Origin of the sequence: Martelella alba (genome assembly GCF_006516955.1) — a bacterium.
Classification (GTDB): domain Bacteria; phylum Pseudomonadota; class Alphaproteobacteria; order Rhizobiales; family Rhizobiaceae; genus Martelella; species Martelella alba.
On record NZ_VHLG01000003.1, the window covers coordinates 343,891 to 357,601 of the forward strand.

Here is a 13,711-nt window from a genome sequence, read left to right on the forward strand (position 1 = left end):
GGTTAATCTAGGGCGAAGTTATCATATTATCGGTGGAAAACCACGTGCTTTCCGTTGATGTGCGGAGGGCGCCGGTCAATCACGGTCTTGTTTGCGGTGGACGGTGAGCCCGGAAACAATGTCGCGCGCGCTGATCGTGCCGACGATCCGTCCGTGATCGACCACGCCGATACTGCCTTCGCTTCCGGCGATGACATCGAGGATATCAAGCAACGGCGTTTCAGGCCGTGCCGTGCCGGCGACGCTGGCGCGCAGACCGTCGGGGGCCGTGCTCGGCTGCATCACATCGGCCGCGGTCAGCATGTTGATCGGATTCATGTTCTGCACAAAATCAAAGACATAGCTGTTTGCCGGGCGGCTGACGATTTCGCGGGGCGTGCCGCACTGGATAATACGCCCGCCTTCCATGATGGCGATGCGATTGCCGAGCTTGAAGGCCTCGTCGAGGTCGTGGCTGACGAATAAAATGGTTTTTCTCAGCCGACGCTGGATATCCAGAAGCTCGTCCTGAAGATGCGAGCGGATCAGCGGATCAAGCGCGGAGAAGGGTTCGTCCATCAATAGGATTGGCGCGCCGGTGGCAAAAGCCCTTGCAAGCCCGACGCGCTGCTGCATGCCGCCAGAAAGCGCTGCGACCGGATGGTTGGCCCATTGCGACAGGTTGACAAGTTCCAGCTGCTGTTCGACGCGGCGCTTGCGCTCTGCCGCTTTCATGCCGGCCAGTTCCAGCCCGAAGCCGACATTTTCGGCGACGCTGCGCCAGGGCAGTAGTGCAAATTGCTGAAACACCATGGAAACGGTGTGCATGCGCAGGTCGCGCAGCACCTTTGCCGGTGTGTGATAGGGATCGACCGGACCATGATCGGTCTCGACCGCCACGCGGCCGCGGGTGACGGGCGCAAGCCCGTTGACGGCGCGCATCAGGGTGGATTTCCCGGAACCGGACAGCCCCATCAGCACCAGGATCTCGCCTTCTTCTACGGCGAGTGATGCATTGGCAACACCGACCACATTGTCGGTCTTTCTGGCAATGTCATCGCGACTGTGGCCTGCATCGATCAGCGGCAGTGCGCGTTCCGGTCTGTGGCCGAAGACGATATCGACATTTTCAAACAGAACCGCAGCACTCATTTTCTGTCTCCCGCACCGTCAACCTTGAACATGCGGTCGAGGATTATCGCCAGAACGACAATGCACAGGCCCGCTTCGAACCCCTTGGCGACATTGACGGTGTTGAGCGCGCGCAGAACGGGCACGCCAAGACCGTCAGCGCCGACAAGGGCGGCAATGACCACCATGGACAGCGACAGCATGATCGTCTGTGTCAGCCCGGCCATGATCTGGGCGGTGGCATAGGGAAGCTCGACCTTCAGCAGCACCTGCCACGAGGTGGCACCGAAGGATTGCGCCGCCTCCACCAGCGGAGCAGGCGTCGAGACGATGCCAAGCCGCGTCAGCCGGATCGGTGCGGGAATGGCAAAGATGACGGTGGCGATCAACCCCGGAACCATGCCGAGCCCGAAAAGGATGAGTGCCGGGATCAGATAGACAAAGGTCGGGATGGTCTGCATCAGATCAAGCAGCGGCCGCAGTATTGTGTAGAACCATTTCCGGCGCGCAGCGACGATGCCGAGCGGCACGCCGACCAGCATGGAGACGGCGGTGGAGGCCAGCACCAGCGACAGCGTTTCGGTGGTTTCCTTCCAGTAACCCTGATTGATGATCAGCAGAAAGCCTAGGATGGTGCCGATGGCAACCGTGACAGACCGGCGCAGCGCGAAGGCGATCAGCGCGATGACGGCAACCACGACCAAGGGAGGCGGTGCCTGCAGCAGATAGAGAAGACCGTCGATGACAGCCGACATCAGTGCGGCGAGCGCATCGAAGAAACCGGCGCCATTATCGGTCAGCCAGTCGACAGCGAGCTTGGCCCACCGGCCGAGGGGGATTTGGTGTTCAGTCAGCCAGTCCACGTTTTTCGTCCCGGATTGACGCATTCAGGGGCAGAGGACGGTCATTATGCGACCGTCCTCCTGGGTTGAGAGGCTTCAGTTGAGGCCAAGTGCAGTCTTGACGGCTGGCAGTGCATCGCCCGAGCCATCAAAGGTGGTCACACCTTCAAGCCAGGGGCCAAGCGTATCGGGATTGGCCTTCAGCCAGGCTGTCGCTGCCTTTTCCGGATCGGTGCCATCATCGAGGATGGCGCCCATGATCTCGTTTTCCATGGGCAACGAGAATTTCAGGTTCTTCAGGAAGGCGCCGACATTGGGGCATTCATCAAGATAGCCTGCGCGGACATTGGTGTAGACGGTCGCGCCGCCGAAATCGGGTCCAAAAATATCATCGCCGCCCGAAAGATAGGTCAGGTCAAACTTCGCATTCATCGGATGCGGCGCCCAGCCGAGGAAGATGATCGGCTTCTTTGATTTGTCGAGGCGGGCCACCTGGGCAAGCATGCCCTGTTCGGAGGATTCGACGATCTGGAAATCGCCGAGGCCGAAATCGTTCTTGTCGATCATGTCGATGATCAGGCGGTTGCCGTCATTGCCGGGTTCGATGCCGTAGATCTTGCCGTCGAGCTCATCCTTGTGGGCGGCGATATCGGCGAAATCCTTGATGCCGAGTTCCGCGCCATATTCATTGGTGGCCAGTGTGTATTTTGCGCCCTCAAGATTTTCACGAACGGTTTCAACGGAGCCATCTTCGCGATAGGGGCCGATGTCGCCTTCCATGGTCGGCATCCAGTTGCCGAGGAAAACGTCGATATCCTTGTTTTTCAGCGCGGTATAGGTCACCGGAACCGAGAGAACCTTGGTATCCGGCTCGTAGCCGATCGCTTTCAGAATGACGCTGGTGGTGGCCGTGGTTGCGGTGATGTCGGTCCAGCCGACATCGGAAAAGCGGACGGTCTTGCAGCTGTCCGGATCGGCGGCCAGCGCCCCTGTCGAAAGAATTGCCGTGATCGCCAGAGCAAGGGCCGATCGTTTCAGTTCCATCATGACGTCTCCATCTGTTCCCGTTTGCCATTTGTCTGTTTTGTAGCGGCAGCGTCAGCACAACTCAACCGCAGCACATCGCTGACCCGGCGGGCACCCGAATGCGCTTTTCTGTGGCTAGCTGAATTTTGGGCTTTTTCGTGACCGCCGACAGCGGCATTTAGAGGCAGCACCGAAAGACAGGACCATGGCCAAGCTACACTTCCACTACGCTACTATGAATGCAGGCAAGTCGACACTCCTGCTCCAGGCCGCCTATAACTATCGCGAACGCGGCATGCATGCCGTTATTCTGGCGGCTGCCTTTGACGACCGGGCGGGAACCGGCATCGTCGCATCGCGGATCGGGCTCAAGGCCGAAGCAGAGGTTTTCGATGCCGATACGGATCTGTTCGAGATGGTTTTGCGGCTCAATGCCGAAAAGCCGATCGATTGCATTTTTGTCGATGAAGCGCATTTCATGACGGCTGCCCATGTCTGGCAGCTGGCTCGCGTTGTCGATGAAGCAAGGCTGGCGGTGATGGCCTATGGTTTGAGAACCGATTTCAAAGGGGAACTGTTCCCGGCAACGGCAGAACTCTTCGCTCTTGCCGATGAGGTGCGCGAAGTGCGCACTATCTGCCATTGCGGCCGCAAGGCGACCATGGTGGCAAGGCTTGATCAGAAGGGCAATGCCCTGATAGACGGGCCGCAGATCGAAGTCGGCGGCAATGAGCGCTATGTCTCCTATTGCCGGCTGCACTGGAAGGAAAAAACCGGCCGGCGCTAGCGGCAAGCTGCACGGCCATAACGGAGATTGCGCGCGCATGCGAACAGCCTTTACTGCCTCTCTCATCCTTATGGCTGCATGCGGTTTCCTGGCCGAATCGGCGTTTGCCGGCGGCGATCCGGCCAAGGGCGAGGCGCTGTTCAAGCGCTCTTGCCAGGCCTGTCACACAGTTCAGGGAACGCAAAATCGCGTCGGCCCCTATCTTGCGGGCCTGTCCGGCCGCCCGATCGCCAGCGCAGAGAAATACAGATACACTCCCGCCATGCTGGATTTTGCCGCAACGCATGATGTCTGGACGGCAGAGCTTCTTGCCGAATATCTGCAAAATCCCCGTGCCATGGTCCCGAAAACCCGTATGGCCTTTGCCGGGATCCGGGATGCGGCAGACGCTCAGGATCTGGCGGCCTATCTGGAAAGCCTTCCCCCCGCCAAGTGATTGCCAGCTTTCGTGACCCGGTCGCCATCCACTGGTGCACCGGGTTTTTCATCGGTATTTATGCAAAAAATTTACGTATTTCGCAAAGTTTTCACTTGATGAAAACGGGCGTAGATTGCCGGACGAACAGCTGATGCGGCCACTGCGCGAGGGCCGCCAGACGATCCGGGAGGTCATGATGTCGAACGAAGCTGAATTTGCCTGGGACAGGCTGCCGATCATCCAGAAAATGGCGGCGAACAATCCGATGAACGGCAATCCGCTCAAGAGCCGCGATGACATGGCGGTTGCGGTTTCCCGGCTTTTTGCGCCACTGAAAGACCATTTCTCAGCGGGCAATGCCCGGATCGAATTATCGGCAGGTGCTGCGCATTATGATGACGGCGCGACCGCCATGGAGGCCTTCGTGCGGCCGCTATGGGGCATGGCACCACTGGTTGCCGGCGGCTATGCCTTTGACGAGGCCTGGCGCTATGTCGAGGGACTGGCCAATGGCATGGACCCGGAGCATCCTGAATATTGGGGTGACATTGCCCCCTTTGATCAGCGTCTGGTGGAAATGGCCGGTATTGCGCTGGCGCTGCTGGTTGCCCCGAAAATCTTCTGGGAGCCGATGCCTGAAGCCGCGAAAAAGAAGGCGGTCAGCTATCTTCTGAAGATCAACACCTATGATGTGGCCGACAATAACTGGCTGTTTTTCCGCGTGCTGACCAATCTGGCGCTGCGCAATGTCGGCGAGGAATGGTCGGAGGCGGCCGTGCGTGCTGCGCTGGAGCGGATCGAGAGTTTTTACATCGCCGACGGCTATTATCTCGATGGCAAGTGGCGCCAGCGTGACTATTATTCGCCGATGGCGCTGCATTTCTACGGTCTGGTTGTCACCAAGGTGGCGGGCGATCTCTTCCCCGATTATGCGGCGCGCTATCGCGAGCGTGCGCGCCTTTTTGCGCAGGATTTTCAGCACTGGTTCGCCGATGACGGTGCCGCCATTCCCTATGGCCGGTCGCTGACCTATCGCTTTGCCGAAGGCGCCTTCTGGGCCGGCTGTGCCTTTGCCGATGAGGAGGTGCTGCCCTGGGGACGGATCAAGGGGCTTTTGCTGCGCCATCTGCGCTGGTGGTCGAACCGGTCGATCACCGATCGCGATGGTATCCTGAATATCGGCTATGCCTATCCGAACCTTTTCATGTCGGAGAGCTATAATGCGCCGGGTTCACCCTATTGGGCGCTGAAAAGCTTTCTTGTGCTCTGCCTTGAAAAGGACCACCCCTTCTGGGCGGCGGAGGAAGAAGCGCCTGAGGCGCTTCCCGGCGGTCGCGTGATTGCGCCGGCGGCGGGGTTCATCGTCCGGCGTGCCGAAGGCGATACGGTGATGCTGACCGGCGGCCAGGATGGTCACGAACATCGCGGTTTTGACGCCAAATATAGCCGTTTTGCCTATTCCTCGGCCTTCGCCTTTTCGGTGAAGTGCGACATGGTTTCCCCGGATCAGCCGGACAAGAGCGCGGTTGACTGTGGCATGATGATCTCACGCGATGGAAAGACCTTCATTTCACGGGCCGAGATCCTTGAAGAGGGCATTGATCAGAACATGGCCTTCGGGCGCTGGCGGCCGGACGAGCGTATTGCCGTTGAAAGCTGGCTCGATTTTGCTGGCGAGGGCTGGCATGTCCGTATCCACCGGATCGTTACCGAGGATGCGCTGGTGATTGCCGAAAGTGGCTTCTCGCTTGACCGGACCGGCGAAAATGCGCCCGGCTTTGCCGAGGGGCTGAAGACCGAGCCCGGCCTTGCCATGATCCGCACCGGCTTTGCCACGTCAGCGATCCGTGACCTCACCGGCGACCGTATGGCGATGAATGTCCGCGCAGCACCCAATACCAATCTGCGCTTTCCCCGCACGCTTTTTCCGCGCCTCGAAGGACGCGTCGGGCCGGGTGAGACCTATCTGGTCACCGCCGCCTTCGGCGTGACGCGGCCGATGCAGGCCTTGCCGCCGGTTGAAATACCGGAAACGGTCAGAAGTTTCTGTGCCGCGCGTGGTATCGTGCTCAACGCATTCTGACAGGTGAAGGGAGGACGGGCGCTCTGGCCGAGATTGGAGAACTGACGCGCAACAGGCGCCGGGTGAAACTACGTGAAATTGCCGACGAGGCGGGGGTGTCAATCGCCACCGCCTCGCGGGCGCTGTCCGGGGCCGATGGCATTTCCGATGCGGTGCGGGCCCGCGTTGCCCAGGTGGCGGCCCGGCTTGATTATGTCGGTCAGGGGCCGGCACCGGAGGTGATTGTTCATTCGGCACTGGATATGGGCATGTCCGGCCTGCCAGCCTTTCAGCAGGAGTTGTTTGGCGGGATCGAAGAAGCGGCGCTCGCGCTTGGGGTCGGCATCACCGTGCGCGTTCACCGGCCTGGCGAAGGGCTGGAGGAAAGCGACCTGAAGACACGTCGTGGTGCGCACGGACATATCCTGATGTCGGTGCAGGACGAAGTGTTGATTGCCGGGCTCGTCGCCCATGATCTGCCAGCGATTATCGTCAATGGTTTCGATCCGCTGATGCGCCTTGATACGGTGGCGGCGGGAAACCGGGCGGGCGGCTATGCCACGGCGCGCCATCTGATCGGGCTTGGACATCGCCGTATTCTGATGCTGGAACACAGGGCGCGTCTGCCAGTGATGGACCGGTTCGGCGGTGCGCGTTTCGCGCTTGCCGAAGCCGGTCTGCCGCATGATCCGGCGCTTTGTGCCGATATGTCGGTGATGAACCCGGATGTCGCCTATGATCTGATCGGCAAACGGCTGGCCGCTCATGGTGGCAGGCCAGATTTTACGGCCGTGCAATGCCCGAATGATGCTGCTGCCTTTGGTGTCATGGCCGCCCTTGGCGAAGCCGGGCTTGGCGTGCCGGATGATGTTTCGGTCGTCGGTTTCGATGACATTCCCATGGCCGCCAGCGCCAGTCCGCCGCTGACGACCGTTGCCGTGCCGCGCGGCGAGATCGGCGCTCACGGGCTTCGCCGGCTGATCGCGCGGATTCGCGAGCCTGCCCTGACCGCAGTCTATGCCGAGCTGGCAGGGCGTCTGGTTATTCGCGCCTCCACCGGGGTCATATGCCGCCGCGATGTTGACTGAACTGCGCGCAAAGGTCGTAAGTCTTCATATTCCTGTTACGGTTCTGCCGTGAACTTCGATTCGGCAATTTGCAGCAGGATCGTCTTATGGCGGGGGATTTTGATGAATATGGAGAGGGATGCTGGCTTCTGGAACAAGCTGGCGGAAAAATATGCGAAATCCCCGGTTGCTGACCAGAAGGCCTATGAGCGGACGCTGGAGCGAACCCAGGCTCACTTGAAACCGGGCGACCATGTCGCGGAACTGGGATGTGGCACCGGAAGTTCGGCGCTTCTGCTCGCCGCACATGTGGAGCGATATCTGGCGACGGATTTTTCCGAGCAAATGATCCTGATCGCCAGAGACAAGCAGCAAAAGAGTGAAGCGTCAGCAGGGCTTGAATTTCGCTGCGCCACGGCTGAGGTGCTGGCCGGGGAGGCGGCGCGTTTTGATGTGGTCCTCGGCTTCAACTATCTACATGTGGTGCATGATCTGCCGGCGACGCTTGCGGCCATCCATGCCATGCTGAAGCCTGGCGGCTTGTTCATCTCAAAGACCCCCTGTCTCAACGAGATGAACCCCCTCATCAGGCTTGTGGCCTTGCCGGTCATGCAGTTTTTCGGAAAGGCCCCGCATGTCGTTTCATTCAGTGCCGAAAGGCTGAACGGAGCCTTGCGCGATGCTGGTTTCAACGTCATCACGACCGAGCATCATGCCAGCAAGGGGGCCGATCCGCGCCCCTTCATCATTGCCGCGCGTGTGTAAGCTGGGCCGTGGGGCGAAGCGCTGAAACAGGCTGCGCACAGGAGGACTGGTGAGACAGTCTTTTAATTGCGACGCTGAAGTCTTGCAGCCTGGCGCAGGCGCTCGTCACGCATCAGGTTGCGATAGCGCTCCTGGCTACCCTTGAGATGGTCGCGCATGGCATCGCGCGCGCCCTGTTCATCACCGCTGGAAATGGCGATCACGATCCGCTCATGCTCCTTGATCAGCAGATTGCGATAGGCGATTTCATCGCCGTCATCTTCTTCAATTCGCTGACCGGTCTGCGGGATGACGGCCTTGCCCTGCATTTCGAGAAAGGTCGAGAACAGCGGGTTGTTTGTTGCACGTGCGATGGCAAGGTGCAGCGCAATGTCGGCGTCGGCCCAGCGCGGACCGTCATCGCGGGCGGCAATCGCATCGGCATGGGCAACGAAAATCGCTTCTTCCTGGGCCGGCGAACGGCGCAGCGCGGCAAGGCCTGCGGCCTCGATTTCAAGCGGTGTGCGGGCTTCGAGAATTTCCAGCGATGAATAGAGCCGCTCGCGGTCGACGCTTGGATGGGTGCGGTTGAAGGCAAAGCCGATCGGATCGAGAACAAAAACGCCCGCGCCCTGTCTCGCTTCGACAAGACCGTCAGAGCGCAACGCTGCGACGGCCTCGCGCACAACGGTGCGGGATACGCCATGGGCCTGGGTCAGCTGTGCTTCGCTCGGCAGCTTCTGGCCGGGTTGATAGGTGCCGTCGAGGATGGCACCGCGCAGGGCATCGCTGACGCGGGAAACGAGCGTGCCCGTACCCGCTGTGCTGCGGCTTGCCGATTGAGTGGCCAATTGCATCCCCTTCCAAGCACCCGCCATTTTTGGCGGTGCAACATGTCTGTTCTGTGCCACAGTTGCAGCAAATCATCATATAATTGTATGACAAGCTGAATAATTTGGCAACAGATGAATGATGAGTCTTCCGTCTAGACCTCTGTTCCCCAGGCCTCGATCTGGGTCAGCGCCGGAAAGGGGGAGGGGTCATCGGCCTTGATCAGCCGGTCGATGCGGATCCAATCGGTGATGCGATCTTCGATGGCATGGCGTTGCGGGCCGTCGATCTTTCCAAGCGGCAGATCGGTTGTCCATCCATCGCTCAATGTCAGGCTTGCCTGTTCCCACCAGGCGTCATGCGGGAAGTCGGCGCGGGTATAAAGGGTCACTTCGCTGATCCTGACCGGGCGGCCGAAATGAATGGTGATGGCGGCATCGGGATCGGCGTTGATGCCCCAGCTTGTATAGGGCCAGAAGCCGTGATTGTCGGCGGCAATCTCGCCATCGATCGCATTGCGGGCGGCAAAGGCAGCTTCGCCCCGGGTTTCCACCGTCGCTGTTGCATGCGGGAAGGTGCTGCGATTGTCGGCGTGGTCGAGAATATTGATCGCGAGATTGCGCGGCGCTTCGGTTTCTGGCGGACGCGCCAGCCGCGCCATGATCCGGTGCCGTGTCCCCGAAAAGGCCAGCGGCGGATAGATCATGGTCTGCTCGTCGAAGGGCACGGGGAAGGAGAAACGCGGTTCCTTCATGAAGATGATGGAAGGGGCGAGGGCTGCATCCACGGCGAGGCGGAGGAAGCAGGGAAACTGATCGGTCTCGATGACGATCTGCTCGCCAGGATGATAGCTGCTCTCGTGAACCAGATAGACATTGTCGCTGCCGGTTCTCTCCCTCAGTCGCGCGCCGTCCTTGTCCTCAATCGCGATTGTGATGGTCATGGTCGTCTCCCCTCAACGGATGGCAAGCCTGAGCGTGTTGCCGCTCAGGGGCAGAAGGACGCGATAGAGCCGCGCCGGCCAGGCTGCGCGCAGCCGGGAATCTGTAATGTCGATATGTTCAAGCCGCATGCTGCCGCCACCGGAAATGGCGATCTGTCCAAGGCCGGGCAGGGTGATGAGAGCGTCACCAAGCTGTGGCGCCTCGGCGAACAGCAATGACAGGACCGCTGGAAGGTCGCCGTCAAAACGGTCTTCAATATCAATGCCATGGCCCTTCTTGAACAAAACGGAGCGGTGATAGCTGCGCAACCTTGCTGTTGCAGGCCAGGCACCGGCAAGCTCCATCGTGATGGCGGCGGTGCTGTCTGTCAGCGTGACGGCAACATCGCTGGCGGCGTATTCCACCCCGTCCTGCTGGTCGATGCCGCCAAAGGCGGGCAGGTTGTGGAAGCCGGACTGCATGGTCCAGATCTCGTAGCGTCGTGCCGAGAAGGTTTTGGCGGTGTAGTTTTCAACGCCGATATCGATCAGAAACGGCCTGTTGTCCTTGTAAAGCGTGAAACTGCCGACATCGTTGTGATTATGGCTGTCGCCATTGTCGCCCGCCTTTGCGGCGAGCGCGAAATGCTGATCGCGCGCCACCAGCAGGCCGAGGCTTTCGAAGAAATGGTCGGGGATCGCCGGCATTTCAGGTGGTGTTTCCGGAAGGTCAATGGCGGTCATAGCCGTCTGCAGCCGGTAAAACAGGTTGATCTCCTCCGGCAGGTCGGGCTCTTCGCTTAGCGCAAAATCACGGGCGGCGAACTGCATCAATCGGTTAGAGCCGACGGCCTTACCGAACAGATATTCCCGTGCGCCGCAACGCCCGGCGCGGGCGGACGAATCATTGAAATTGAAATAGCGCTCGCCATCGACATGCATGAAGAGAATGAATTCCGCGATATTGCGGATTTTCTCATTCTGCCAGAGCGGTGCAAAGGCCTCAGGCGCCACGGTGCTCAAAATGTTGAGGGCGTTGAAAAGACAGAGGCCGGCATGGCGATAATAGAGCACACCTTCTTCGCAGGCGCCGTCCTCGCCATATTCCTTGAGGAAACAGTCAAGGCTGTAGGCCGCTTTCTTCACGACGGCGCGGCGGACCTCATCCGATGTCGCGCTGGTAAAAGTCGCGAGCAGCACATTCTGGGTGCACCATGCCGTCCAGTTGTTCATCGGCTCATCACCATTGCCCATCCACCAGAAGTGCGTGTTGAGGTATGGGGTGATGATGCGGCGTTCGATCTCATCTTGGATCCGCGCCGCAATGAAGGGGCTGACACGATCGAATTCTGCCGCAAACAACCAGTTGAGGACGGCAAGCTGGGCGCCGGTTTCGGCGGCGAAGAGGTCGATCACCGGCCGTGCTGCATCGGGTAGCGGCAGGCAGGGCGTGTCGCGGATATAGGTGTTGTGGGCGGGCAGCTGCCAGCCGCTTTCCTCACACAGAAGCAGCGCGCCATCAATGATCCGGTCGATATGCCGGCCTTGACCCTCGGCGCATTCGGCCAGCGCATAGGCATTCAGCATGCGCCGCCGCGTCATATATTTGGCTTCGAAGCGGGTTCTGTTGCCGTTCCGGGTGAAATCCAGATAGTCACTGGCTGTCAGCAGCGGCCAGTCTGTTCCGGCAGCCCGTGCGCGCTCTGCCAAAAGCTGCTTCCAGCGGTCGGGCAAGGATGTCCATCTGTCACGATCGCCATAGGCTGCGGTCGGCGAAAAATCGCAGAGTGTTTCGGGCAGCCGGTCAAGGCATTCGAAAAACATCATTCCTCCCATGCGCCGAACCTGTCACATGATTCCTGTACCGGCGCCTTTGCGCAGCGGCTATCGGGAAGATCATGACTCTTCCGCCGCTCGCGTTGACCATTAGATATCATACAAGTTGATTGAATTTCAAACGCCAAAAAACATTTTTTCGAATACTTGTCGTATGATTTTTTTGAATGTAGTATGAGGCGAAATCAGGGCATGGTCTCAATGCCCGGCAAACAATGCCTGCTCGGGTCTGGAGTGATCGGGCGGTGTTCAGACTTGGGAGGAACAAGTGGCTGTGAGCAGCTTGGAACCTGCGGGCGGAGCCACGGTTCGGCGGAAACGGAAGGTGCTGTCGAAACGGCAGCAAAAGCTTCGTGCCGGACTGGTCGCCTATTCATTCATTGCGCCGAATTTCCTCGGCTTTGCAATTTTCACGCTTGGGCCGATCATTTTCGCCTTCGCGCTTGCCTTCATGCACTGGGACGGATCGAACCCGATCCAGTTTGCCGGGCTTTCGAATTTCTTCGCGCTGTTTCACGACAGCGCCTTCATCGCCGCCTTCTGGAATACCATTATCTACACGGTCTTTTCCGTGCCGCTGACCATGGCCTGCTCGCTCGGGCTGGCGCTTCTGTTGAACCAGAAGATCTTTGGCCGGGATTTCTTCCGTGCGGCGATGTTCTTTCCCTATGTCGCCTCGCTGGTGGCCGCTGCCGTTGTTTGGAACATGCTGTTCAACCCGGCCATGGGGCCGGTCAACATGATCCTTTATACATTTGGTGTTGATCCGAAGAACCTGCCGGGCTGGGCTGCCGATAAGGATTGGGCGATGGTCACCATCATCCTGTTCGGCATCTGGAAGCAGGCCGGCTATTTCATGGTGATCTATCTGGCCGGCCTTCAGGGTGTGAACCGCGAGCTTTACGAGGCGGCCGATCTTGATGGCGCCAATGCCTGGCAGAAGTTCTGGAACGTCACCATTCCGCAGCTGGCGCCGACCACATTCTTCGTCTCGGTCATGCTGACGATCAACTCCTTCAAGGTGTTCGATCAGGTCTACATGATCACGCAAGGCGGTCCCGGAACCTCAACGCTGGTGCTGGTCTATCACATCTATAACGAGGCCTTCATCTCCTGGGATCTCGGCTATTCCAGCATGGTCGCGCTGGTGCTGTTCGCGCTCGTCCTCACGGTGACGCTGGTGCAGTTCCGCTATTCGCGCAGTCTGGACTAGGGGAGGGCAAGTCATGCGTGTTTTCGGTCATAAAATCAAACTCAGCCGCATCCTCGTCTACGTGTTGATCATTGCCATCACGGTGATCATGCTGCTGCCCTTCGTCTGGATGCTGTCGGCATCGCTGAAGCTGAACCGCGAAGTGTTCGAATTCCCGATCCACTGGATCCCGCAGCATCCGCGCTGGCAGAACTATGTCGATATCTGGACCAAGATCCCGCTCGGCCTGTTCGTGTTCAACACCGCAAAAATCACCTTCATGGTGACGATCCTGCAGCTGTTCACCTCGTCCTTTGCGGCTTACGCCTTTGCCAAGCTGAAATTTCCCTATCGCGACGTGCTGTTCCTTGGCTACATCGCCACCATCGCCATGCCCTGGCAGGTCTATATGGTGCCGCAGTTCATCCTGATGCGTGAATTCGGCCTCTATAACACCCATTGGGCGCTGATCGCGCTGCAGGCCTTCACCGCATTCGGCGTGTTCCTGATGAAGCAGTTCTACATGTCGATCCCGGATGAACTCTGCGAGGCGGCGCGTGTCGATGGCATGAACGAATATCAGATCTGGTGGAAGATCATGCTGCCGCTGTCGAAGCCGGCCCTGTCGACGCTGACGATCTTCACCTTTGTCTTCGCCTGGAACGACTTCCTCGGGCCGATGATCTATCTGACCAAGACCGACCTCAAGACGATCCAGATCGGCCTTCGCATGTTCATCAGCCAGTATTCGGCTGAATACGGACTGATCATGGCGGCCTCGGTTGTCGCGATCATTCCGGTGCTGCTGGTCTTCCTCGCATTGCAGCGCTTCTTCGTTGAAGGTGTTGCCTCTTCCGGACTGAAAGGCTGATGA

The 13,711-nt window shown here is 59.2% G+C and carries 13 protein-coding genes; 7 read left to right on the forward strand and 6 right to left on the reverse strand.

The window, feature by feature from the left end; all coding sequences use genetic code 11:
• Positions 1-75: 75 nt before the first annotated feature.
• The 3 genes from choV to FJU08_RS07990 all read right to left on the reverse strand — a co-directional run bounded on the left by choV (position 76) and on the right by FJU08_RS07990 (position 2,999).
• Positions 76-1,131, reverse strand: a complete 1,056-nt coding sequence (choV, locus tag FJU08_RS07980; RefSeq protein WP_141148444.1) for a choline ABC transporter ATP-binding protein — start codon at positions 1,129-1,131, stop codon at positions 76-78.
• Positions 1,128-1,973, reverse strand: coding sequence for a choline ABC transporter permease subunit (gene choW, locus FJU08_RS07985; protein ID WP_141148445.1), 846 nt, complete (start codon positions 1,971-1,973; stop codon positions 1,128-1,130). The genes choV and choW overlap by 4 nt, the downstream gene beginning before the upstream one ends.
• Before the next feature lie 75 nt (positions 1,974-2,048).
• Positions 2,049-2,999, reverse strand: coding sequence for a choline ABC transporter substrate-binding protein (locus FJU08_RS07990; RefSeq protein ID WP_141148446.1), 951 nt, complete (start codon positions 2,997-2,999; stop codon positions 2,049-2,051).
• Positions 3,000-3,183: 184 nt separating this feature from the next.
• Between FJU08_RS07990 and FJU08_RS07995 the strand changes: the two genes are divergently transcribed.
• The 5 genes from FJU08_RS07995 (at position 3,184) to FJU08_RS08015 (ending at position 8,077) form a co-directional block, all read left to right on the forward strand.
• Entirely contained in the window at positions 3,184-3,765 is a 582-nt protein-coding gene (locus FJU08_RS07995) for a thymidine kinase (RefSeq protein ID WP_141148447.1), read from the forward strand.
• Between the two features lie 37 nt (positions 3,766-3,802).
• The gene (locus FJU08_RS08000) at positions 3,803-4,201 is read left to right on the forward strand and encodes a c-type cytochrome (RefSeq protein WP_235890628.1); all 399 of its coding nucleotides are present in this window, start codon (positions 3,803-3,805) and stop codon (positions 4,199-4,201) included.
• A 178-nt stretch (positions 4,202-4,379) separates the two neighbouring features.
• Positions 4,380-6,266 carry a DUF2264 domain-containing protein gene (locus tag FJU08_RS08005; RefSeq protein WP_181409781.1) on the forward strand — a complete coding sequence of 629 codons (1,887 nt, stop codon included), beginning with the start codon at positions 4,380-4,382 and terminating at the stop codon, positions 6,264-6,266.
• Positions 6,267-6,328: 62 nt separating this feature from the next.
• On the forward strand, positions 6,329-7,333 hold the full coding sequence (locus tag FJU08_RS08010; protein ID WP_141148449.1) for a LacI family DNA-binding transcriptional regulator: 1,005 nt from the start codon (positions 6,329-6,331) through the stop codon (positions 7,331-7,333).
• 102 nt (positions 7,334-7,435) lie between these two features.
• Positions 7,436-8,077, forward strand: a complete 642-nt coding sequence (locus FJU08_RS08015; RefSeq protein WP_141148450.1) for a class I SAM-dependent methyltransferase — start codon at positions 7,436-7,438, stop codon at positions 8,075-8,077.
• A gap of 62 nt (positions 8,078-8,139) precedes the next feature.
• On the opposite strand, the gene FJU08_RS08020 is transcribed toward FJU08_RS08015, so the two are convergent.
• The 3 genes from FJU08_RS08020 to FJU08_RS08030 all read right to left on the reverse strand — a co-directional run bounded on the left by FJU08_RS08020 (position 8,140) and on the right by FJU08_RS08030 (position 11,633).
• On the reverse strand, positions 8,140-8,913 hold the full coding sequence (locus FJU08_RS08020) for a FadR/GntR family transcriptional regulator (protein WP_235890629.1): 774 nt from the start codon (positions 8,911-8,913) through the stop codon (positions 8,140-8,142).
• Positions 8,914-9,041: 128 nt separating this feature from the next.
• Entirely contained in the window at positions 9,042-9,830 is a 789-nt protein-coding gene (locus FJU08_RS08025; protein ID WP_141148452.1) for a carbohydrate-binding protein, read from the reverse strand.
• A 12-nt stretch (positions 9,831-9,842) separates the two neighbouring features.
• Positions 9,843-11,633: a heparinase II/III domain-containing protein gene (locus FJU08_RS08030; RefSeq protein WP_141148453.1), complete on the reverse strand. Its 1,791-nt coding sequence runs from the start codon at positions 11,631-11,633 to the stop codon at positions 9,843-9,845.
• A 280-nt stretch (positions 11,634-11,913) separates the two neighbouring features.
• On the opposite strand from FJU08_RS08030, the gene FJU08_RS08035 reads away from it, so the two are divergent.
• Complete coding sequence (locus FJU08_RS08035; RefSeq protein ID WP_141148454.1) at positions 11,914-12,858, forward strand: carbohydrate ABC transporter permease; 945 nt, start codon at positions 11,914-11,916, stop codon at positions 12,856-12,858.
• Between the two features lie 13 nt (positions 12,859-12,871).
• Positions 12,872-13,708: a carbohydrate ABC transporter permease gene (locus FJU08_RS08040; RefSeq protein ID WP_141148455.1), complete on the forward strand. Its 837-nt coding sequence runs from the start codon at positions 12,872-12,874 to the stop codon at positions 13,706-13,708.
• Positions 13,709-13,711: the final 3 nt, after the last annotated feature.

Coding starts and splice junctions, on each gene's coding strand:
- FJU08_RS07990 (WP_141148446.1), bottom strand. CDS start 2,999: ATGATGGAACTGAAACGATCGGCCCTTGCTCTGGCGATCACGGCAATT.
- FJU08_RS08040 (WP_141148455.1), top strand. CDS start 12,872: ATGCGTGTTTTCGGTCATAAAATCAAACTCAGCCGCATCCTCGTCTAC.
- choV (WP_141148444.1), bottom strand. CDS start 1,131: ATGAGTGCTGCGGTTCTGTTTGAAAATGTCGATATCGTCTTCGGCCAC.
- FJU08_RS08015 (WP_141148450.1), top strand. CDS start 7,436: ATGAATATGGAGAGGGATGCTGGCTTCTGGAACAAGCTGGCGGAAAAA.
- FJU08_RS08000 (WP_235890628.1), top strand. CDS start 3,803: ATGCGAACAGCCTTTACTGCCTCTCTCATCCTTATGGCTGCATGCGGT.
- FJU08_RS08020 (WP_235890629.1), bottom strand. CDS start 8,913: ATGCAATTGGCCACTCAATCGGCAAGCCGCAGCACAGCGGGTACGGGC.
- FJU08_RS08030 (WP_141148453.1), bottom strand. CDS start 11,633: ATGTTTTTCGAATGCCTTGACCGGCTGCCCGAAACACTCTGCGATTTT.
- FJU08_RS08025 (WP_141148452.1), bottom strand. CDS start 9,830: ATGACCATCACAATCGCGATTGAGGACAAGGACGGCGCGCGACTGAGG.
- FJU08_RS08005 (WP_181409781.1), top strand. CDS start 4,380: ATGTCGAACGAAGCTGAATTTGCCTGGGACAGGCTGCCGATCATCCAG.
- FJU08_RS07995 (WP_141148447.1), top strand. CDS start 3,184: ATGGCCAAGCTACACTTCCACTACGCTACTATGAATGCAGGCAAGTCG.